Origin of the sequence: Hymenobacter sp. YC55, from assembly GCF_029433095.1 — a bacterium.
In the GTDB taxonomy this organism is placed as follows: Bacteria; Bacteroidota; Bacteroidia; order Cytophagales; family Hymenobacteraceae; genus Hymenobacter.
The window spans coordinates 1,391,502-1,413,160 of record NZ_JARNTX010000002.1 but is presented as its reverse complement, the minus strand read 5'-3'; the positions used below and the strand labels follow the sequence as shown (position 1 = coordinate 1,413,160).

Here is a 21,659-nt window from a genome sequence, read left to right as displayed (position 1 = left end):
GGGTTTTGTCTTTCCAACCCCTCCCTGTTATGAGTGCTTCCAAGCAACCTGCTTCCACCAACCGCCTTGCGCAAGAATCTAGCCCTTATCTATTACAACATGCTCACAATCCGGTAGACTGGTATCCGTGGGGCGAAGAAGCGTTGAGTCGAGCTCGAGCTGAACAGAAGCCTATTCTGGTCAGTATTGGCTACGCAGCTTGCCACTGGTGCCATGTAATGGAGCGCGAATCGTTCGAGGATGTGAATATTGCGGCCGTGATGAACCAGCATTTTGTATGCATCAAGGTGGATCGGGAGGAGAGACCGGACGTAGATCAAGTGTATATGGAGGCCTTGCAGGCTATGGGCGTGCAGGGCGGTTGGCCGCTGAACGTTTTTCTGAACCCAGAGGCCAAGCCGTTTTACGGCGGCACCTACTTCTCACCAGGCAACTGGCAACAACTGTTAACTAGCATTGGCCAGGCCTACCAAAACGAAGACCGAAAGCAACTAGACGCTTCAGCCGAGCAATTTGCGCAAGTGTTGCAAGCCAGCGAACTAGAGAAATACCGTATTCCAGCCGCCACAGAAGGTTTCTCGGAAGACGAGTTTAAGTTACTGGTGTATAATCTGGCGGCTAAGTTTGATCGGGAACTGGGTGGCATGAACCGCTCCCCCAAGTTTCCCATGCCAAGCATCTGGCGTTTTTTGCTGCGCACCTATCAACTTAGTGGTAGCCGCCGCGTGTTGGCACAAATCAACCTTACGCTGCGTGAAATGGCCTGGGGCGGCCTCTACGACCAAGTAGGCGGTGGGTTTGCCCGCTATTCTACCGATGCTAAATGGCTGGTGCCGCACTTCGAAAAGATGCTTTACGACAACGGCCAATTGGTAAGCTTGTACGCCGAAGCCTACCAAGTAACCCAAGACAACCTGTACCGGGAGGTTGTGTATGATACTATCAGCTTTCTGGAGCGCGAGCTGACAAGTTCGGAAGGCGGCTTTTTCTCTTCTCTTGATGCCGACAGCGAAGGCGAGGAAGGTAAATTCTACGTTTTTACTAGAGAAGAATTGCGCGATATTCTGGACGATGAAGAACCCTTAGCTGCCAAGTACTACAACTGCACTGCGTTAGGAAATTGGGAGCATGGGCGTAACATTTTGCATCGCCGCGCCTTCAACAACGATTTCGCCGAGGCGCATCAGCTTACCCCCGAGGTATTGAACGAGTTGGTAAAAGGCTGGAAACAGAAGCTGCTGGCCGCCCGCAACCAGCGTGTTCGGCCTGGTCTTGATGATAAGATTCTGACTGGATGGAACGCGTTGATGCTACAGGGCTTGCTGGATGCTTACCGGGCCTTTGCCGAGCCTGAGTTTCTGGCGCTGGCCCTCTGGAATGCACAGTTCATTGAAAACAAGTTGCGCAACGGGGCCGGCCTCTACCGCAACTACAAGAATGGGCGCGCCTCCATCAGTGCTTTCCTGGAAGACTACGCACTGGTTATTCAAGCCTACATCAGCCTCTACGAAGCTACTTTTCAAGAGAGTTGGCTACACGAGGCAGAAGACCTGACGGAATACGTGCTAGCCCATTTTTTTGACCCGACAAAAGAACAATTCTTTTACACCGACGATACCGGCGAGAAACTCATTGCTCGCAAGAAAGAGTTGTTCGACAACGTAATTCCGGCTTCCAACTCGGTTATGGCACACAACCTGCACCGGTTGGGTCTTCACCTCGAAAACAGCCGCTACGCCGATCTAGCCACCGCCATGCTACGCCGCATTCAGGCGCTGGTAGTACAGGAGCCCCAACACCTTACGAACTGGGCCGCGCTGTATGCCACGCATTTGAAACCAACTGCCGAAATTGCTATTGTAGGGCCTGATGCGGCGGTCTTGCGTGAGGAGTTAAGCCGTAAATATCTCCCAAATGCCGTGCTTGCGGGCACGAAAAGCATTAGCGAGTTGCCCTTGCTTCAAGGCCGGGAGGCACGTGAGGGCAAGACCACAATTTACGTCTGCTTCAACCATGCCTGTCAGCAACCTGTGCACACGGTAGCCGAGGCCCTTACCCAGATGTAGGCAGCTGCTCGCACAGCTGGTTTCGGTGTTGGCTATATAGCTGCCTCACCCAACGATTTTATCGGAGGGGGCACAGTGCAAGCACCACCTTGCTATCTTTACCTTCCGCTTTCAGATTGATTTTCCTTTGAGTCTTACGTTCGACTTTGTTCAGCCGCAGCCAGAACCCGCTGCCGACCGTGTCACGCTGTTTGCCGACGTGATTCTGCCGTTGCCGCTGCCCAAGCTCTACACTTACCGCGTCCCCTACGAACTCAACGACCAAGTGGTGATTGGTGGGCGCGTAATTGTGCAGTTTGGGGCCAAACGTACGCTAAGCTGCATTGTAGCGGCCGTGCACGAAACGCCGCCCAAGGAATACCAAGCAAAATACATTCTGGAGTTTATCGATGATGCGCCCGTCGTCACGCAGCCGCAGTTGCAGCTCTTCCGCTGGCTAGCCGACTACTACATGTGCACGCTAGGCGAGGTAATAAATGCAGCGCTGCCATCGGCTTTGAAGCTTAGTTCCGAGTCACGGGTACAGCTCCATCCGGCTTTTGTGCGCGAGGAAAATCCCTATCCGCTCAGCGAGCAGGAAGAGAAGATTGTCGAGACGCTGAGCACTGGTGAGGATGGCAAATCGTTGACTTTTACGGAAGTCGGTGAGTTGCTCGGTATTGCTTCGTTCCATAAAGTTATCAAGAGCTTGATGCAGAAAGATGTGGTCTTTCTCTTCGAGCACATGGCCGATAAGTACGCGCCGAAAGTGGTAAAAAAGGTGCGGCTGGCGCATCACTTTGTGGCCGAAGCAGCGCTAGAGGGCCTATTTGCGCAACTCGCAGCGCGGCCCAAGCAACTCGACGTGCTGATGCGCTACCTTCAGAAGGTACCCGTCTATCAGAACGAATTCACCAACCAAAGTGGCATCGAGAAGGCCTACCTCACGTCGGCCCCCCACCTCTCCCCTTCTGCCGTCAATACGCTCATCAAAAACGGCGTATTAGAGCAGTTCGACGTGATTGTGTCGCGCTTTCCGCTCGATGATGCCACGCAAGCCAACATGCATTTCACCTTAAGCGAGGCCCAAACCGAGGCCCGCGACGAGGTCATGCGCCTTTTTAATACCAAAGACATTGTGCTGCTGCACGGCGTAACGGGTGCGGGTAAAACAGAAATCTATATCGATCTTATCCGCGATGCGCTGGATGGCGGTGGGCAAGTACTGTATCTGCTGCCCGAAATTGCGCTTACTGCCCAAATCGTAACCCGTTTGATGCGGGTGTTTGGCTCGCGTTTGGGCGTGTACCACTCCAAGTTCTCCGACAACGAGCGAGTAGAAGTATGGAATGGAGTGCTGTCGGGACGGTTTCAGGTGGTGATAGGCGTGCGCTCAGCAGTGTTTCTGCCGTTCGACAATCTGGCTTTAGTGATTGTGGACGAAGAACACGAGTCGAGCTATAAGCAGTACGACCCAGCCCCGCGCTACAATGCCCGTGAGGTAGCCTTGATGATGGCCAACTTCCAAGGTGCCAAAACGCTGCTCGGTTCTGCTACGCCTGCCGTCGAAACATTCTACCAAACGCGTACCGGCCGCTATGGCCTAGTTTCGCTTACCAAACGGTTTGGTGAGGCTGGTTTGCCGGAAATTGAGTTGGTAGACACGCGCAAGAGCCGGGAGGCGAAGAAGATGCTCAACCACTTCACGCCGGAGCTGCTGACCGCTATGGAGACTAAGCTTAGTCTCAAGGAACAAGTGATTCTGTTCCAGAACCGGCGTGGCTACTCTCCCTTTATCAACTGCCTAGATTGTGGCTGGATTCCGAAGTGCATGAATTGCGCCGTGAGCCTCAGCTACCACAAACACGCTCATGAGCTACGCTGCCACTATTGCGGCTACCACGACCGGATGCCCGTAGAGTGCCCTGCTTGTGGCTCACGCAACATCAAACCCGTTGGGTTTGGCACCGAGAAGATAGAGGATGACCTCAAGGTGATGTTGCCTGCCGCCAACGTGCAGCGCATGGACCTTGACACTACCCGGGCCAAAAACTCTTATCAGCAAATCATCGGCGACTTCGAACAGCAGAAGACCAACATCTTGGTAGGCACTCAAATGGTGACAAAGGGCTTGGATTTCGCCAATGTGAGCCTGGTAGGAATTATCAACGCCGATAGCATCATTCATTACCCCGACTTCCGGGCGCACGAACGGGCCTTCCAGATGTTTGTGCAGGTTAGTGGTAGGGCCGGCCGGAAAGGCAAGAAAGGCAAAGTCATTATCCAGACCGCCGATCCGCAGCAAATTATCTTCGACAAGGTCATTCGCAACGACTATCTGGAATTTTACGATTACGAAATCACCCAGCGACGCGAGCATGGCTACCCGCCATTCATGCGCGTCATTCGGCTAATTGTAAAGCACGCAGACCAATTGCTCTGTGAGCGGGCCGCCATCCTATTGACTGGCGAGTTGGTAGCCCGCTTGGGCCGCGAGGCCGTGCTAGGTCCCGAAGCGCCGTATATATTCCGTATCCGGAACTTCTACCTGCAAGAAATTACGATCAAGCTCAGCCGCGAGCATACGGTTCTTAAAGCGGCAAAAGCTGATATTCTAGCGGCTATCAACGTGGTAAAGGATGAAAAAGACTACAAGCAAGCCCGCTTTGTAGCCGATGTAGACCCAATGTAGTGTAGGTTAAAAATTAACAGCAAAAAGCCCCGACTGCTTCTGCAATCGGGGCTTTTTGCGAATAGAAATGTTACGACTATAGCTCGTCGAGCAAGTACAAAATGATCAGTACTATACCGATGATGGCAACAATAGCACCTAAAACGTAGATCAAACCTATACCGGTTGCAGCACCAAGAATCTCGATCAGCAAACCTGCCAAAAGTAAAATAACACCTTGGCGAAGTTTGCCTTCAAGCCGGTTTGCACCAGCGGCTTCCGTGTGCTTTTTGATTTTAACTTTTGTGGTAGCCTTGTCTACCTGCTTCAGCATCTTGGCAACGGCTAAGCGTTGCACCAAATTTGGCTTGCGTGGTGCCGTTGTAGCAACCGTTTTCGCTGCTTTTGCCTTGGCTGGTGCTGCTGCAACAGAAGCATTCGTGCGGGTAGTTGCAGGAGCAGTTGCGGCTGGCGCCGCTGCTACAGAACTTTTTGCTGGTGCTTCAACCACTGGCGCCTCGGTAGCTGCTACTTTTTCGCTTGCAGTTGCTGGTGCTGGAACGGTTTTCGTTGTTCCGTAAGTAGCGTGGTAAGGCGTTGTCTTGGGCAACATAGCATACTCAGCGCGATTGCAACTGCTGATACTCAGCGCTACAGCGGCAATAGCCGTCAATTTGGGTAGGATGTTGAAAAGGTGCTTCATAGGAAAGAAAGATTGGTTGAAGGGTTGAAGAACGCAATTATTACGCATCAGACGGAAAACAGACGAAAAAAATAACACGAATGTTACTTCGTTCTAACGGCACCAAGGTTTGAGGCGATGCACTAAAGCTGGTCGAACGCTTCCGCTGGTTAGGATGTTTACTTGAACACGATTTACTTGCACTCGTGCTTATGTCTCATTCCTCTTTCTTCCGGACGGTTACTCTATCCGTCTTTCTGCTACCGGCAGCTTGCACTCAAACTCCGATGGAAAGCTCCGCGGATATGGTTGCAGAACATCGTGTTTCCGTTGAACAAGCCGACCAAGCTGAGGCGCCAGCTGACACTAGTGGCTACCGCTCGGCCCCGCCCCAAGACCCCAATGGCATTGGTAAATATTATCAAGGCCGCCAAATTGCGCACGTCATGGGCCATGAGGGTGCCGAATGGTTGGAGCGCGGCGACCGGCAGGAAGAAGAACGAACCGATGTATTGCTACGCGAGCTAAAGCTGAAACCAACCGACGTAGTAGCCGATATTGGTGCTGGTACGGGCTACTTCAGTTTCCGCATCAGTCCTTTGGTGCCGCAGGGCAAGGTGTTAGCGGTGGATATACAGCCTGAGATGATTAAATACCTCAGCGACCACAAAGCAACCAACAAAGCGCAGAATGTCCAGCCAATTTTGGGTACGGTCCAAAACCCTAACCTCCCGGTTGGGAGCGTCGATATGGTGCTTATTGTGGATGCCTACCATGAATTTGACCATCCACGGGAAATGATGCGCGCAATTCGCAACTCATTGCGGCCCAGCGGCCGGGTGGCACTGGTAGAGTACCGTGGCGAGGATCCAAACGTGCCAATCAAGCGCATTCACAAAATGACTGAAGCTCAGGCCCGCAAGGAAATGGAGGCAATAGGGATGGTTTTTGTGGAAAACATCAAGAGCTTACCACAGCAGCATCTGTTGATTTTCCGAAAATCGTAGTAGGCTTGGCGCCCTCCTTGGTGACCTCAATTGCATCAAGAATTAGTGCTTGAATACGGTCTGCCACCTAGCAGACCGTATTTGTTTCGGGGTATCACGAAGAATCTGCGGCCTCTGACTGATCCGGCTGGTTTCGTAATCTACCTTTGTGGTTATGCCGATTTCCGTTTCTGACCCACGCCAGCTTTCCATCCACGATTACACGTACACACTGCCCGCAGAGCGCATTGCGCCCGAGCCCCTACCCAATCGGGACCAGTCGCGGCTACTCGTGTACCGCAGCGGCGACATTACCGACCAAAGCTTCCGCAGCTTGCCCGAAGAGTTACCTGCGGACACGCTGTTGGTGTTCAATGATACCAAGGTGGTGCAGGCTCGACTGTTTTGCCGCAAACCGAGCGGTGGCCAAATCGAGCTGTTTTGTTTAGAACCGGTAGCGCCGCATAGCGCCATCGAGCTAGCCATGCAGCAAACCGAGGAGTGCGTTTGGAAGTGCTTGGTCGGAAACGGTAAGCGCTGGAAAAGTGGGCTTGTTTCGCTCGACTTCACTGCCCAAGGCCAAGCAGCCACGCTCACGGCCGAACGCCTGGAAGCTGCCGAAGGCTATTCTCTCATCAAGTTTAGGTGGAGCCCCGCCAGCCTTCCGTTTGCTGAGGTACTACGCGGTGCCGGCCATTTGCCACTCCCTCCCTACCTCAATCGGGAGGACACGGAGGCGGATGCAGTCCGCTACCAAACCGTATATGCCACACACGAGGGCGCCGTGGCGGCTCCTACGGCTGGCCTGCACTTCTCGGAAGCGGTAGTTGCCGACATTGCTACCCGAGGCATTACCACTGCTCGTGTAACTCTCCATGTAGGCGCAGGCACTTTCCAGCCCGTGAAAGCCACCCACATGGCCGACCACGCTATGCACGGCGAACCATTTGTGGTGCAGGCCGAGGTGCTGCGTCAGTTGCTAACTCACCGTCCACGGCCGCTAATTGCAGTGGGTACCACCAGTTTGCGCACGCTCGAAAGCTTGTATTGGCTCGGGGTGCAGGCATCCGGTGGCAACTTAACGCTTGATACCTTACCCCATGTAACTCAGTGGGAACCCTACACGCCCGGCTCCGACCTTCCTACTGACGATGCCTTGCAGGCTCTTCTCCAATATTTGGAAGCACAGCAATTAGATGCGTTGCACGCCACCACGCAACTGCTAATTGCTCCCGGCTATCAATTTCGGATGATACAGGGCTTGGTAACCAACTTCCACCAGCCCGAAAGCACGCTGCTTCTACTAGTGGCCGCGCTGCTCGGCTCCGACTGGCGGCGCGTGTACGATCATGCCCTAGCGAATGGGTACCGGTTCTTAAGCTACGGCGATAGTTCGCTGCTGCTACCAAGTGCGCAATAGCTACCTATTATGTTGAGAAATAAATTCGCTAGCGCCTATTTTCTCATGCTTTCTTCATGGGTGTGAGGCTAGATTTCTTTTGTCAATTTCGACATTCTCATCTAACCTCATTCCCAGAAACCATGAAAAAGGTAAGCTTGCTCCTCGTTGCTGTAGCCTGCGCCGCTACCGCATTCGCTCAGAACGAAGTGAAAACCACTTCGAAGAATGAAGCCACTGGAGCTAAAACTGAGAAGAAGACGGAGATGCGTGAAAACGGCACCGCCAAAACCACTATCGTGCACAAAACTGGCCGCACCACTGCCGGCGAGAAAGTGCATAAAGCCCACATGAAAGCGAAGAAAGCCGCCTAGTAACTGTTAGACGCACAGCCTGCAAACCCCTTGGACGTTCCAGCCCAAGGGGTTTTGGTTGAAAAAATGGGCTATTGCAACCTATTTCACTGGACTCGTATAAGGACCGGAGTTCAATTTCCTAACTCCTCCCTAAATCATGAAAAAGATCCTAATGTTGCTCGCGGCTGTAGCTTTCTCAACCGCAGCTTTCGCTCAGGGCGATAAAGTAGTAGTGAAAGACGACGCCACTGGTGCTAAAACCACCGCCACAGTGCGCGACAACGGTACGGTAAAAACTGAGTCTCGCACGGGCCGCACCAAAGCCGGCGAGAAGGTGCACAACACCAAAGAAGACGTGAAAGAAGCTGGTCAGAAAACTGGGACCGTCGTAAAGAAAGGCGCTCAAAAGACTGGCAAGGCCGTGAAAAAAGGCGCTAAAGCTGTAAAAAACAAAGCAGAGGACGTAGTTGACTAGCACTAAAACGCTGCTGGATGCCGGGTTACCCGGATTTCAGCAGGAATCAACATCTGCGACATATAACAAAAAGGCTTGCCAACTGGCAAGCCTTTTTGTTTCACTCAAGAACAAGGAATTCCATCAAAAAAACGTAGCCTACTGACCTACAAAGAACAGCGCGTTGCCAAATAGTAGCTTACCGCCCTGCCAGAATCCGCGGAACAGTGGGTTATCGGCTAAGTAAATAACTTGGCCGCGGCCCATGTCTTGAGCACCAAGCACAAACGTGTCGGTGAGTTTGCGGCGCGCTTTGCGTCCCGCAAAGCCAGCAGCGTAATTGTCACGCTTCAGTACGCCTACATTCCAGCCGCCTTCTCCTAGAAAGCGGTAGTTGAGGGTGTCGCGCACCAACGCATAATAGGTGGAGCCGTAGCCGAAAGCCAACGGGTGGGTGTTGTCGAGCTGCACACGGTAGACGCTGCCTTGCACCCGCTCCCCTATTTGCTCCCGTTCGGCGCTGGCATACGGGCGCAGCAAGCGGTAAGGACTGACCTTCTTGTTGGCAGCCGAATCGGCGGGCTTGGCTTTCAGCAGGAAGTCTTTCTTGCCTGATAGAAAAGCCGCTGCCCCTTCCAGCGCAATAAGCCGGCCACCGCTCCGCACCCAGGCTTTCAAGGCTTCGAGGCTCCGCTCGGGGTAAATATCCTCGTAGTTGCCGTCGGGCAGAATCAGTACATCGAACTTGCTCAGCGGCACCGAGCCAAGATAGTCAACCCCGAGCACGGTAACGGGGTAGCCAATTTGCTGTTCGAAAAAGTGCCACACTTCCCCAAATGCTGAAGGTGAAACGCCTTCCCCTGTAACTACTGCAATGTTGGGTTTGCCGATGCTGCGGACATAGCCGGAACCCAAATCTGCCCCGGAAGTCGAGAAACCGGACTTCACCGCCTGCACCAGCACCCCAACGGAATCGGCTTGGGCGCGAATTAGTTGGTCGAAGCGGGCACCGAGGGACTCATTGCCGGTGCGCGTAATAACGAGCGTTCCTGGCTGATACTTCTGTCCTTCCGACTCGAAGGCTCGGCTGGCCACGCGCACCTTCACCCGCTGCTGCAACAGCCGGCTCAGAAAGCGTACGTCCTGCAAATTGTTCCAGCGTGCTACATACGCGTAGGGCTTGTCGATTGCTGTTTGGTTGGTGACAACCGGGCTTTGCTTGCCTGCCGCTGGTGCATTATCGGCTGTTATTCTCTCTCTGAGAGCATACGCTTTCAGGCCAAACGAATACGGTAAGGCCCACGCCGTGATGTCGTAGGTAAGAGAATCTTCCAGCGCCGGACGAGGCTCGAATAGCACCTTTACCAGCGTCGACTTCGGCTGGTACATGCTGACCACTATGTCCTTGGCTTCTACCTGCACACCTTCTTCCTTGCCCGAGGCATAGTTGAAGCCACGGGTGCGCAAACGGCGCGGCGCATAGCCGTACTGAATCTGCTGGCGCTGCAAGTAGTCAGTGAAAGCTCGCAATTGACCAGGGTCGCCAGCTCCTGCCACCACAAACGCCTTGTAAGAGCCACGGGGTTTAGTGCGGGCGTTGTCGAAATACTTTTGGTACTCGCTTATCAGTTCATCGTGCCGCTCGGCAGCAGCCCGGATGGTAGCCAGGCTGGTGGCGTGGTGGTGCGAAATACGCTGAGCTAGCGTCAGAGTATCGCCGTCGGATTTGGCGTACTGAATACCCGCCCGGCCCGAACCTCCCTGCTCGTAGGTCATGCCAATAGCCCCGTTGAACGACGGATAGGTGTCGCCGTAGCTCGGGTAGAACAGGTCGTAGGTTTCGCGAGTGAAATAGAGCCAGTTGTTTTTGTCGAACACCTGCCGGTTGTAGTCGCCGATGGTGTTTTGAAACTTGCGCTGGAAATCGGTGATGTCCTCGTGATAAGGCTTGGCCGCGGGCGAGAAATAGTACGGGTCGTCGGGGCCCATTTCGTGGAAGTCGGCATGAACCTGGGGCAGCCACTGGTTGTAGAGCGTGAGTCGCTGCCGGCTTTCTTGCTGGGTTTGCCACGCCCAGTCGCGGTTCAAATCGAAGTAGTAGTGGTTGTAGCGGCCACCGGGCCAAGGCTCGTGGTGTTCCCAGGCGTAGGGCGAGGCATTGGGCATAGAGGCGCGGGTGCGGTTGTACCACTGCACGTACCGCTCCCGCCCATCCGGGTTCACGCAGGGGTCGAGCAGCACAACTGTGTTTTGCAACCATTCCTGGGTTTGCTTGTCCTGCGGATTAGCCAGATCGTATAGTACCTGCATCACGGCCTCCGACGACACGGCTTCATTGCCATGAATGTTGTAGCTAAGCCACACGATGGCGGGCTGCTGCCGTTGCTTGGCGCCGCTTTCAAGGCCCGCAAGGCGTAGGTTGTTGCGCCGGATTTCATCGAGGCGGCTTAGGTTTTCGGGCGTGGCCACTTGCACTACTTCCAGCCGGCGGTTTTCGTAGGTCTGCCCGTAATCTTGGCGTTTCATCCGTCCTGGTGAGTGAGCCACTACATGGTCGACGTAGCGCAGCAACTCGGAATGGGGGGTGAAGCGGTTGCCAAGCGGATAGCCTAAGAACTGACTAGGGGTGAGGAGCGGCCCGGCTTCGTTGGCAGTGGCTGATACTTGCTGTGCAACACCTGGTAAATAAGCTAGCGGCAGCAGCAAAAGCAGCAATACTTTCCAAAAACGACTGCCTGCAACCGGCCAATAACATTCAAGCATTAGTGAAGGGTAAGGTGAAAAAATTGGAACAAGCCAAGAAATACGCGATGCAAATAAGGCATATCAAGCCTAAAACAGCGTATAAAAAGCCCGCTAGTCTAAACCGGCGGGCTTTTGTAACTACCAGACTAGCTGGTCTTGCCTTAGAAACGCGGTACGTTGCTGTAATCAAACATGGTATCCTCCTCTTCTTTTTCACGCACTTGATACAGTACGCTTTCGGCTACGCCGCGTCCAAACAAGCTTACGCCTGCATTGAGCACACACAAAGCAACGGTACCAGCTACCACCCAATTGGTCGTAGGTTCACCGCGCTGCTGTTTGGCGGACGCCCATTGCACCAAGCAGGAGCCCAAGCCGATGACCATTAGCCCACTTGGGGCAAACAACAACCATTTTTTCTTGTGGGTCATGATAGAAAAAGAATAGAATAGGTGAGAGTGCAGGGAGAAACCTTCGTCAAGACAATAGGCGAAGATAGCCCAGAACTGCTTCTGCACCGCATCGGCATCCGTTGTTTCCAGTTGTACCTTTGCCGTACGGAGTTATAGCTTTCTCCGTCTAGTCCTGATTTCCTGCCAATATATGTCTACGACCGTTATTGGTCGACCGATTTGCCTCTTTTTTCTCTTGCATGTCTGCTTACCAAGAACTGCTGCGCACTGCCTTTAGCCGCGTGCCCGAACCCGGCCGCTACCTTTCTGCCGCCACCCTAGCTGCCTACACTGATTTCGAGCGTGCTAGCAAGCCAGACCTGCCCTTCCGCTTCGAGCGGGTGCGCTTAGGCGTAGCCATGAGCTTGCTGCAAGTACTGGCCGACCTCGGTGACCATGAAGAAAGCCGGCAGGTTTTGGCGGTGCTGCACCGGGCCCTTAGCGCCCGCTCAACTTCCGAAATCGACACAATTATTCAGAAAGACGCCAAGCTTTTCGATAAGTTCTACACTAATCTCTATGTCAACGAGGAAGGCGAGCAGTTGCTTCACCTCTTCGAGCGCACCCTCGATGCTGATACCAAGCCTCTCATGGATGGGGTTATTCACGAAGCTTTAGGGTTAATTCCCGAGCTAGACTTCGACCACGATGATGAGGACGAAGAGTAAATTTTGCAAGTAGACACCTTCCCAAAAAGCCAGCTTTCACCTCCCACGGAAGCTGGCTTTTTCGTTTGCTTGGGAGCAAGAATAGCTATTAAAGCAGTGCTTTTTTTGTGGCTTTTGATGTTGTGTTTATATACCTATAAGCTGCGCACTGGCTCGACCGCCGCTGCCTGCTATGGCCTACTTTTCTTATCTATATGACGCTCCTTTTTTTGGGCCTGCTGCTACTGCTGGTGGGCTTTAATGCTAGCAAAATTTCTCTGTCGCTGGAACGGTTGCGGGGCGTATTGTTGCTAGGTGGCACCCTGCTGGCCGTGCTTGGGTTGGCGTTGAGCGCTGTGGTACAAATCGAGCCCGGTGAGGTCGGGGTGCAAACGCTATTTGGTAGCATTCAGCCGCGCATTCTGACTAGCGGCTTGAACGTGGTCAATCCTTTGGTCAACGTAACGGAATTCGACACCCGCACCCAGAACTACACCATGTCGGCCCAGCACGACGAAGGTCAGCAAGCCGGCGACGATGCTATCCGTGTGCTTTCCGCCGACGGCCTGGAGGTTGTTATCGACTTGACGGTGCTTTACCGCGTGCGGCCCGACAAAGCCCCGCAGATTCTGAGCACCATTGGTGAGCAGTATCAGGATGCCATTGTCCGCCCTATCACCCGAACCCGTATCCGCGACAACGCCGTTTACTACGATGCTGTGGCGCTGTATTCTACTCGCCGCGACGAGTTTCAGACGCGCATTTTTAGCAGCATCGAGAAAGACTTCAAACAGCGGGGTTTAGAGCTCGAGCAACTTCTGATTCGTAACATTCAACTTCCCGCTTCCGTCAAGCGCAGTATCGAAAGCAAAATTTCGGCCGAGCAGGAAGCGCAAAAGATGCAGTTTGTGCTGCAGAAAGAGCGCCAGGAAGCTGACCGCAAGCGGGTCGAGGCGCAAGGCATTGCCGATTACCAGAAAATCATCAACGCCGAGCTAAGCGACAAGCTTTTGCAATACGAATCCATCAAGGCAAACCAAGCTATTGCCACCTCGGCTAACAGCAAGGTCATCATCATGGGTCAGAGCCGCGGTGCCTCGCCACAGGTGCTGCTAAGCGACAAGTAAAACCTCCACTTCTATAACAGAAAAGCCGCTCCATATACTGGAGCGGCTTTTTTATTGTGCATTAGCCGAAGCTTAATAACCAGGGTTCTGTACTAGGTCAGCGTTTAAATCTGTCTCCCGCTTCGGAATGGGAAGCACTAGAATGTCGCTGGTGATAGAAATCTCTCTCGACGGGGCACTTGAAGTTGCAGGTACAACAAGGTTGGTGCCTGTGCGCTTCAGATCATGAATACGGAAACCTTCGAAAGCTAGCTCCAACTGCCGCTCGCGCAAGATAGCATTGAGAGAAAGAGTAGCTTCCGTGAGAGGCGTTGCACCTGAACGGGTCCGTACACGATTAACGTCTGCTAGCGCAACAGCAAGGTCGCCGGCACGGAATGCCGTTTCGGAGCGAATTAGGTACATCTCGGCTAGTCGAATAATAGGAATATTCTGCCCGTATGCGACCCACTTACCTGAACGTAGTTGCCCATTAGGGCTGTTGTTACCTGTCCCGACATAGATAAGCTGGGAAGTTCCGCGGGCATCAGTAGCCTCGTATTGATTGGCAAAAGCAGTCAACACCTGAACATCACCGCGGCCTTGTTGTCCAATACTCGAAAAGAGTGTGGCCAAGCCCGTGTTGGAAGTACCTGCGTTGTTTTGGTCATTTTGCTGAATCTCCAGCAGAGTTTCCGAAGTGTTCCGACCCGTGAAAACTGATTGCAGCGTTGGCGAAAGCGTCTTGCCGCTACCAGTAATCACGTCGTTGGCCTGCGCTCTAGCCGCTGTGAAATTGCTTTGCTGCAAGTACACTCGGGCTAGCAATGCTTTGGCGGTGAAGCGTGACGCGCGGGTTCCGTTGGAAGCGGGCAGAAGCGTGGCGGCTTGCGTCAGGTCGGTAATTACCTGCGTGTACACTTCCTCCACGGTAGCGCGCTTGCCTAGCACCGAGGCCTCCTGTATGGTTTTAACTGGCACCAAGCTAATTGGCACTCCCAATTGGGCGTTGGTCGCACCGGGGATGTACTGCTTGCTGTACAAACGCACCAGCTCGAAATACATAGCCGCGCGGATAAAGCGGGCTTCCCCCTCATACTGCTTTTTCAGGTTTTCGGTGGCAACTACTGGCAGCGCATCAATCACCAAATTGGCTTGGTTGATGGCTTGGTAGGCAGCTTGCCAAATACTCGATGCTGTGCTGTTTTCGGAATTGGTAGTCCGGCGAGCTAGTTGGCGGAAGTTGGTAAAAGTACCTTGGAAGTTGATGTACCCATCGGCAGCCAAAAGCTCAGGCGCCAGAATCAGGTTGGTGCCATACAAGTTGGAACCACCGATAGATGAGTACAAACCAACTACGGCGCTGGTTACGTTGGCCTCCGAGGCGAGGGCCGTGCTGGCATCAATAGACTGGTATGGGTTGATGTCAAGCTTGTCGTCGCAGGCAGTAAGCCCTAAGCTCAAGCTTAGAACAGCAACCGCCGCTGACCGAAAAAATATCGTCTTCATTGGAAATGTCATTGAAATTAGAAGCCCACGTTGACGCCTACCAGGAAGGTTTTAGCCAGTGGCGGGGTGTAGAAGTCGTGGCCGATTAAGAAGTTGGCAGCACCAGCTGTAGCAGTAGGTCCACTAAAAGCAGCGGTATTTACTTCCGGATCATACCCTTCGTAGTTGGTGATGGTGGCTAGGTTCTGAGCCGACACATACACGCGAGCATTCTGCATAAAGCCTCGCTTCACCAGAGCCTGCGGCAAATTGTAGCCGAGGGTGATGTTCTTCAGCCGCAGGAACGACCCATCCGTTACCCAGCGCGACGATTGTACGGTGCCATTGGCGGCATACAAACGAGCTTGAGGCACATCGGTGATGTCGCCTGGCTTTTGCCACCGCTTTAGCTGATCAACCGTTTGGTTATCGAAATAATCAGCGTTTACGGATTGGTAGATACCAGCCGCATTGTAGATGTCGTTGCCGTACACGAACTGGCCCAGCACGCTCAGATCAAATCCTTTCCAGGAGAACGTATTGGTAATACCACCCGTGTATTTGGGCGTTGGATTACCTACTTTTTGCAAAGCAGCCTCCGCCGCCACATTGGTTGTTGTGCCTTCTGCATTGTAATACAGCGCATCGCCATTGTCAGGATCTACCCCTGCGTACTTCCGACCATAGAACACGCCAATAGGCTCTCCTTGACGCACACTACCTAAGTATTGGCTCTGAATAGGAGCCGCCAAAGAGGTAATCTTGTTGCGGTTGAAGGAGATGTTGAAGTTAGTGCTCCACTTAAACTCCTTGTCGAAGTTGCGGGTGTTCAGAGAGATTTCTAAACCCCGGTTCTGTAAGGAGCCTACGTTCTCGGTAACGCTAGAGTAGCCGTTGCTATAAGCTAGTGGGCGGCTGAGCAGCAGGTCAGAAGTCTTTTTGTTGTAGACATCAACCTCACCTGAAATCCGGTTTTCGAAAATACCGAACTCCAAACCAATGTCTGCTTGGGCTGTGCTTTCCCAGCTTAGTGCAGGGTTACCCACAACGGTGCTTGGGCGAATACCTGCTTGGTCAGCGTATGGCACGGCTGAAAACAAGGCCCGAGAAGCGAAGTTTCCAATCTCAGCATTACCTGTTAAGCCATAGCTAGCGCGCAACTTCAGTAGGTTGATGATGGAGTTACTCTTTAAGAAACCTTCTTCTGATAGTACCCAACCCACTGAGCCAGCACCGAACGTGCCGTATTTGTTGTTGCTACCAAAGCGTGATGATCCGTCGCGGCGCACACTACCCGATAGCAGATACTTGCCTTGATAATCGTAGTTAAGGCGACCAAAGAAAGAAACGAACGAGAAGCCTTCTTGCTCAGATGCCGAACCTGCCGTCTTGATAGCCGCACTGGCTACTTTAGTAAACTCCGAATTCGGGAAGCCACGGCCTTCAGCCGATGTCCCTTGCGTATCGGAGCGCTGGAAAGAGAAACCGGCCAGTGCTTCAATTCTATGATCTTCGTTGATCGTGTGATTGTAGACCGCCGTGTTGTTGGTGGTGTAGTTGATCACCTGCACTTGGTTGCTGTAACCATAGCCTGTATTTCCACCATCCTGCGTACCAGCCGCGCGGTACAAGTTCTCGTTCAAGTTCAGAAAGTCCGCTCCTACCTCTGTACGCAGCGTCAGATCTTTAATCGGCTGATACGATAGGTTGATGTTGCTGAAAGAACGGTACGTGCCAGCCCGGTTTTGACCACGGGCTAGGTCAATCAGGTTGTTGTAATAGAGTGTGTTCCGGTTTAGCTCACCAGTGGTAGGATCGTATTTAGGCTGAATGGGTGGCAATGCATTCAGCTGTACCGGGTTGGAGAAGGCGTTATCGTTGGGCGTCCGGTCATTAACCGAGCGCGTCAGCGACAAGTTGAGTCCTACCCGCAACTTATCGGTGATGGAGTGGTCGAGGTTGATGCGCGCACTACCCCGGCGGTACCGGTTGCCGATGATAATACCGGTTTGGTCGTTGTACGTCGTGCTCAAGTAGAAGCGGGTTTTGGCGTCGCCTCCGCTTACGTTTACGTCGTACTGCGTTACTTTACCGCGCCGGAAAGGCTCGTCAGACCAGCTCTGATCAACATCGGAATTGATGTCGAGGCCAGCAGCTTCAAACTCCTCTCCTATTTCGTAGCCTTCGTTTGCAGCTGCTTCCGTAAATAGCTCTTTGTACTGCGCTGCATTCAAAAACTTACGGCGTCTAGTAGTTTCGCTGGTACCCACGTAGTAGCCTACGTTCACCCGCGACTGGCCAGCGCGTCCTTGCTTGGTGGTCACGAGCACCACACCATTAGAAGCCCGCGAGCCATAGATGGCCGACGAGGCGGCATCCTTTAGAATCGTGATGGATTCAATGTCGTTCGGGTTGAGGTCGGCCAGCGGGTTCAGGGGTTCAGTGTCAGAACCTACATCCTGCGAGGTAACCGGAATACCATCGATTACATACAGAGGCTGGTTGGAAGCCGTAACCGACGAAGAGCCACGAACTCGAATCTGCACTCCAGCCCCAAGTTTGCCACTGCTCTGATTGATTTGTACACCCGGCGTACGGCCCTGTATAGCTTGCTCGAAACTAACAACAGGTACGTTTTCTACATCTTTGCTGCTCAGCTGCGTTACGGAACCCGTAACCTCGGACTTCGCCTGCGAGCCATAACCAATAACTACTGCCTCGCCGAGCGCGACGGCATCTTCCTTGAGCGTCACGCCGACCGTTGTGCGGTCGCCTACTACTACGTTTTGCGTGGTGTAGCCTACAGAGCTAACTACCAGTGTGGCTCCGGGCTGTACAGTCAGGGAGTAAGAACCATCACCACCAGTGCTGGTGCCATTGGTAGTGCCTTTCTCCAGTACAGTTACCCCTGGAATTCCTGAACCGTCGGCGCCAGTTATCCGGCCGGTAATAGCACGGGTCTGGGCCCAAGCTGGTGCGGCCGCTGCAACGGCGCATACCAACGGGATGAATAATTTTTTCTTCATTCAATCTAGCCTCTTGTGGCTTTTTAAAGTGAGTGAGGGTTGCAAAAAAGAAGGTGAGTTGTCGAGTAAAGGCAATGAATTCGAAGGAAGCGGTTTGCAAATTAAGGCCTAAGCATGAAAAAACATCACTCCACTATAAAATACCTATGGAGTAAACACACTATAATCCTTTTTAGAGCTAAAAGGCCTATTTTCAATAAAGTCTAGAATTGGGTTTGCTTGTTCGTCATGCCTACCTTTACTGGCATCATCGAAGCCTCTACAGTTAAGCAGTGGAATCTGCTGTGCACCGTCCTCCTCTTTCTCCCGTGAATGTCTAACCCCATCCAGTACCTGACCACAGCGGCCGAGGTGCAACAAGCCGCCGACATTCTGCGGACTGCCCCCCGTATTGCCATCGATTTGGAGTTCGATGATATGCGGCACCGTTACGGCCGCAACCTGGCCCTAATCCAGATTTTTGACGGGCAGACGCCTTACCTGATTGACCCGCTGCCGCTCACCAATCCAGCGCAAGATCTGGAACCTCTCTTTGCCATTTTGCGCGACCCGGCAGTAGAAAAGGTGTTCCACAGCTGTAAGTCCGATATCCTTCTGCTTGACGAGGTGTATGGGGTGCACGTCCGCCACATCACCGATACCAGCGTGCAGTACACCTTGCTAGCGGAAGCCGATAACAACATCTCCCTGGGCCGCCTGATCCAAGCCGAGCTTGGCATCGAGGTCGATAAAGGCGAACAGAAATCCAACTGGCTGAAGCGTCCTCTTACCGAAGCGCAAATGCAGTATGCCGCCAACGACGTACTGTACTTGTTTGAACTGGCTGATCGGCTGCGCGACAAACTAGCAGCGCTTGGCCGTACGCATTGGGCCGAAGAGGAAAATGCAGCTTTGGAGGATGTACGCTATTCCCGCGACGAGCGGCCCTACCTGCGCATGGCCGGCAAATACCGCATTTTGCCCCAAGAGTTGCCCCTGTTCCGCGACCTGTATCTGCTCCGTGACCAAGTGGCCCGGCAACTAGACCGGCCGCCTTATATGGTATTCGCCAACGAGCGGCTGCCCGAACTGGTCCGGGACTTGCCGCGCAACCTCAATGCTTGGAAAGCGGCCCGTGGCTTGCACCCTGAGCTCAAGCGCGCGCCCTATCTCGACCAATTAGCTGCTCTTTCCGCTGAGGACTTCGTTCCGGCTCCTGAGCCAACTGTGCCCGCCGAGCAGCGCCGTTTTCCTTTCCGCCGCCGCTTATCCGGCGAAAAGGCTGCCCGTGCCGACGCCCGTGAGCAACTACTGACGCAGCTGAAAACGCACATCACCTCCGATATCAACGGCTTCGTAGCCAATTTGGTCCTCTCGAACCGCTTGGTAGCTGATATAGTAGAGCTAGGTGCCGAGCAAGTGCTTCGCCCCTGGCAGAAAACCATCCTTCGCGAGACTGCTCAGCGCCATAACCTCGACTATGAGTCGGTAGCTCAGCCTTTTTAACTCAAAGAAGAAGTTAGACTGACTAGTTTGTAGAAAACACAAAAGCGGCTGGCCAAATGGCTAGCCGCTTTTGCTTTCTATACTGCGCTTCCGGCTTACTCACGTCTCGTCAATCCGAGACAAGCCAACCGTTTCAACTAAGCGTGTAAAAACTATTACTGTGCTTTCGGGGCGCTATTTCTTAGTATGGTCGGCAGAGTAGTTTAAGTCTAGCAGAATACGCAATGGCAGATTCCACACGCATTTGCCTGCGGAGCATGGAAGTAGACACGAGTTGCTTGGAATTAGCAAAATAACGACGCATGGAAACATCGTTGACCAATAGTAATTGAGCGAATTCTCGCCAGCACTATAGAATACGCCTATCCCTCTTTATTTGCAGGGCTTCAATTTTGTCCAAAAGAAACTCTTCAAAATTCTGTTCTTTGCAGGTAAGCAATTGTGTGCTTCTATATCCGTTGCTAGTTGCTCATAATTCCTGCTCCTACTCCCACCCCGAAGCATGTCTTCGTGCTCTATCGCCTATGCTAAGCCACGGTCAAGTTGTCCGATTGATATTTGGATTGAAATTGCGCGAACTACGCCAGGAACGTGGTTTCACTCCAGCTGAATTAGCTCGTGCCTGCGACGTTTCGGTTTCTTATTTAAATGAGATTGAAAAAGGCAAAAAGTACCCCAAAGCCGACAAAATTTTAAGCCTTAGCAAGGTACTAGGCGTCAGCTACGACCAGCTCACTTCCCTAACCCTAAGCCGGCGGCTGGAGCCTATCTCTGAGTTGCTGCAATCGGAAGTACTTAAGGAATTTCCGCTGGAGATGTTTGGGCTAGACCCAGTGCGCATTGTGGAGCTGATTGCGGATGCGCCTGCCAAGATGAATGCCTTCATCAGCACGCTTTTCGAGATTGGTCGTAACTACGAAATGCGACAGGAGAATTTCTTTTTAGCGGCCTTGCGCTCCTACCAGGAGATGCACGACAACTACTTCGAGGACTTGGAGCAGGACGTACGCACCTTCTGCGTTGAGGAAAAGCTAACCACCACAGCCCCCTTCGATACCACCCAACTAGAACGGGTGCTGGTTGAAAAGTACGGCTACAAGCTTAACCGCACCCGGCTTGCCGACTACGCCTCGCTGGGGCGGCTCCGTTCTGTGTTTCAGCCTAAAACGCGCTGCCTGCTGTTACGACCGGGCCTGTCGAAAGCGCAAGAAGCTTTTGTTCTAGGCCGCGAGGTGGCCTTCAACTACCTCGGCCTGAAAGAGCGGCCCTACGTGAATGCCACGTTTCCGGTGCGCTCTTTCGAAGAAGTGCTCAACAACTTCAAGGCTTCCTACTTTGCCGGAGCGCTTTTGATGGAAGAAGAAAGTCTGGTGCGCGACTTGCATCAGTTCTTTGAGTTGCCGAAGTGGCAGCCCGACAGCCTGCAATCCTTGCTCACGCGCTACGATGTGTCGCCGGAGATGTTTATGCAGCGCCTCACCAACTTGCTGCCGCGGCACTTCAACTTGCAGAGCCTGTTTTTCCTGCGTTTTGACCAAGTGCACGCCATGGACGACGGCTACAAACTAAGCAAGGAGTTGCACCTGTCGCGCCTGCACAATCCGCACGGCAACGAGCTACACGAGCACTACTGCCGCCGTTGGGTGTCGATTAGGCTAGTGCAGGAAGCACGGCTGCGGGCGCTTACCGAAGCGCCCGCCTTTGTGCTAGGTGCCCAACGCTCCTGTTATCCCAACAAAGACGAGTACCTGTGCTTGACGCTAGCCCGTGCGGCCGGCCCTACTGAACCAGCCGTGAGCGTAACCGTAGGGCTGCTGTGCGATGATGTCCTACGTCAGAAAATTCAGTTCATTGATGACCCCGCCATCATCCAGAAAACCGTAAACGAAACCTGTGAGCGGTGCCAAATTCCAAACTGCGAAGTTCGAGCTGCCGAGCCAGTGGAATTAGAACGCCGGGCTCGTCGGCGCGAAACCGAAGCCGCCATTGACGCATTGGTTAACGCGGACAGATAAGAATCCAAGTACTTAGTGCCTACTGCCTGGCCTTCTGTGCTGCTTATGGCTTAACTAATAACCTAGGCCTGCATCAGATATTAATTCAGGCATCTTTTTAGC

15 protein-coding genes are annotated in these 21,659 nt (G+C 53.2%); 10 read left to right on the top strand and 5 right to left on the bottom strand.

Annotation, left to right across the window (positions count from 1 at the left end; all coding sequences use genetic code 11):
• Positions 1-29: 29 nt before the first annotated feature.
• Both P1X16_RS19175 and priA read left to right on the top strand, forming a co-directional pair.
• Positions 30-2,066 (top strand): thioredoxin domain-containing protein, encoded by a 2,037-nt coding sequence (locus tag P1X16_RS19175; protein ID WP_277232341.1) that lies wholly within the window; start codon positions 30-32, stop codon positions 2,064-2,066.
• Between the two features lie 127 nt (positions 2,067-2,193).
• Positions 2,194-4,737 (top strand): primosomal protein N', encoded by a 2,544-nt coding sequence (gene priA / locus P1X16_RS19170; RefSeq protein WP_277232339.1) that lies wholly within the window; start codon positions 2,194-2,196, stop codon positions 4,735-4,737.
• Between the two features lie 76 nt (positions 4,738-4,813).
• On the opposite strand, the gene P1X16_RS19165 is transcribed toward priA, so the two are convergent.
• Positions 4,814-5,419, bottom strand: coding sequence for a hypothetical protein (locus P1X16_RS19165; protein WP_277232337.1), 606 nt, complete (start codon positions 5,417-5,419; stop codon positions 4,814-4,816).
• A gap of 284 nt (positions 5,420-5,703) precedes the next feature.
• Here P1X16_RS19165 and P1X16_RS19160 point away from each other — a divergent pair, with 284 nt between their 5' ends.
• The 4 genes from P1X16_RS19160 to P1X16_RS19145 all read left to right on the top strand — a co-directional run bounded on the left by P1X16_RS19160 (position 5,704) and on the right by P1X16_RS19145 (position 8,614).
• On the top strand, positions 5,704-6,405 hold the full coding sequence (locus tag P1X16_RS19160) for a class I SAM-dependent methyltransferase (RefSeq protein WP_277232334.1): 702 nt from the start codon (positions 5,704-5,706) through the stop codon (positions 6,403-6,405).
• Positions 6,406-6,559: 154 nt separating this feature from the next.
• On the top strand, positions 6,560-7,804 hold the full coding sequence (locus tag P1X16_RS19155) for an S-adenosylmethionine:tRNA ribosyltransferase-isomerase (protein WP_277232331.1): 1,245 nt from the start codon (positions 6,560-6,562) through the stop codon (positions 7,802-7,804).
• Positions 7,805-7,926: 122 nt separating this feature from the next.
• The gene (locus P1X16_RS19150; RefSeq protein ID WP_277232329.1) at positions 7,927-8,157 is read left to right on the top strand and encodes a hypothetical protein; all 231 of its coding nucleotides are present in this window, start codon (positions 7,927-7,929) and stop codon (positions 8,155-8,157) included.
• A gap of 139 nt (positions 8,158-8,296) precedes the next feature.
• Entirely contained in the window at positions 8,297-8,614 is a 318-nt protein-coding gene (locus P1X16_RS19145; RefSeq protein ID WP_277232326.1) for a hypothetical protein, read from the top strand.
• Between the two features lie 138 nt (positions 8,615-8,752).
• Here the strand turns inward: P1X16_RS19145 and P1X16_RS19140 are convergent, their stop codons facing one another.
• Both P1X16_RS19140 and P1X16_RS19135 read right to left on the bottom strand, forming a co-directional pair.
• Positions 8,753-11,356, bottom strand: a complete 2,604-nt coding sequence (locus P1X16_RS19140) for a M14 family metallopeptidase (protein ID WP_277232323.1) — start codon at positions 11,354-11,356, stop codon at positions 8,753-8,755.
• A gap of 143 nt (positions 11,357-11,499) precedes the next feature.
• On the bottom strand, positions 11,500-11,769 hold the full coding sequence (locus P1X16_RS19135; RefSeq protein ID WP_277232320.1) for a hypothetical protein: 270 nt from the start codon (positions 11,767-11,769) through the stop codon (positions 11,500-11,502).
• Between the two features lie 221 nt (positions 11,770-11,990).
• On the opposite strand from P1X16_RS19135, the gene P1X16_RS19130 reads away from it, so the two are divergent.
• Together P1X16_RS19130 and P1X16_RS19125 are read left to right on the top strand one after the other, a co-directional pair.
• On the top strand, positions 11,991-12,458 hold the full coding sequence (locus tag P1X16_RS19130) for a hypothetical protein (protein ID WP_277232318.1): 468 nt from the start codon (positions 11,991-11,993) through the stop codon (positions 12,456-12,458).
• A gap of 194 nt (positions 12,459-12,652) precedes the next feature.
• Positions 12,653-13,564, top strand: a complete 912-nt coding sequence (locus P1X16_RS19125) for a prohibitin family protein (RefSeq protein ID WP_277232316.1) — start codon at positions 12,653-12,655, stop codon at positions 13,562-13,564.
• A gap of 72 nt (positions 13,565-13,636) precedes the next feature.
• On the opposite strand, the gene P1X16_RS19120 is transcribed toward P1X16_RS19125, so the two are convergent.
• Complete coding sequence (locus P1X16_RS19120; RefSeq protein ID WP_277232314.1) at positions 13,637-15,052, bottom strand: RagB/SusD family nutrient uptake outer membrane protein; 1,416 nt, start codon at positions 15,050-15,052, stop codon at positions 13,637-13,639.
• A 17-nt stretch (positions 15,053-15,069) separates the two neighbouring features.
• Positions 15,070-18,057 (bottom strand): TonB-dependent receptor, encoded by a 2,988-nt coding sequence (locus P1X16_RS19115; protein WP_277232311.1) that lies wholly within the window; start codon positions 18,055-18,057, stop codon positions 15,070-15,072.
• 312 nt (positions 18,058-18,369) lie between these two features.
• On the opposite strand from P1X16_RS19115, the gene P1X16_RS19110 reads away from it, so the two are divergent.
• Together P1X16_RS19110 and P1X16_RS19105 are read left to right on the top strand one after the other, a co-directional pair.
• Entirely contained in the window at positions 18,370-19,542 is a 1,173-nt protein-coding gene (locus tag P1X16_RS19110) for an HRDC domain-containing protein (RefSeq protein WP_277232308.1), read from the top strand.
• A gap of 563 nt (positions 19,543-20,105) precedes the next feature.
• The gene (locus P1X16_RS19105; protein WP_277232305.1) at positions 20,106-21,557 is read left to right on the top strand and encodes an XRE family transcriptional regulator; all 1,452 of its coding nucleotides are present in this window, start codon (positions 20,106-20,108) and stop codon (positions 21,555-21,557) included.
• Positions 21,558-21,659: the final 102 nt, after the last annotated feature.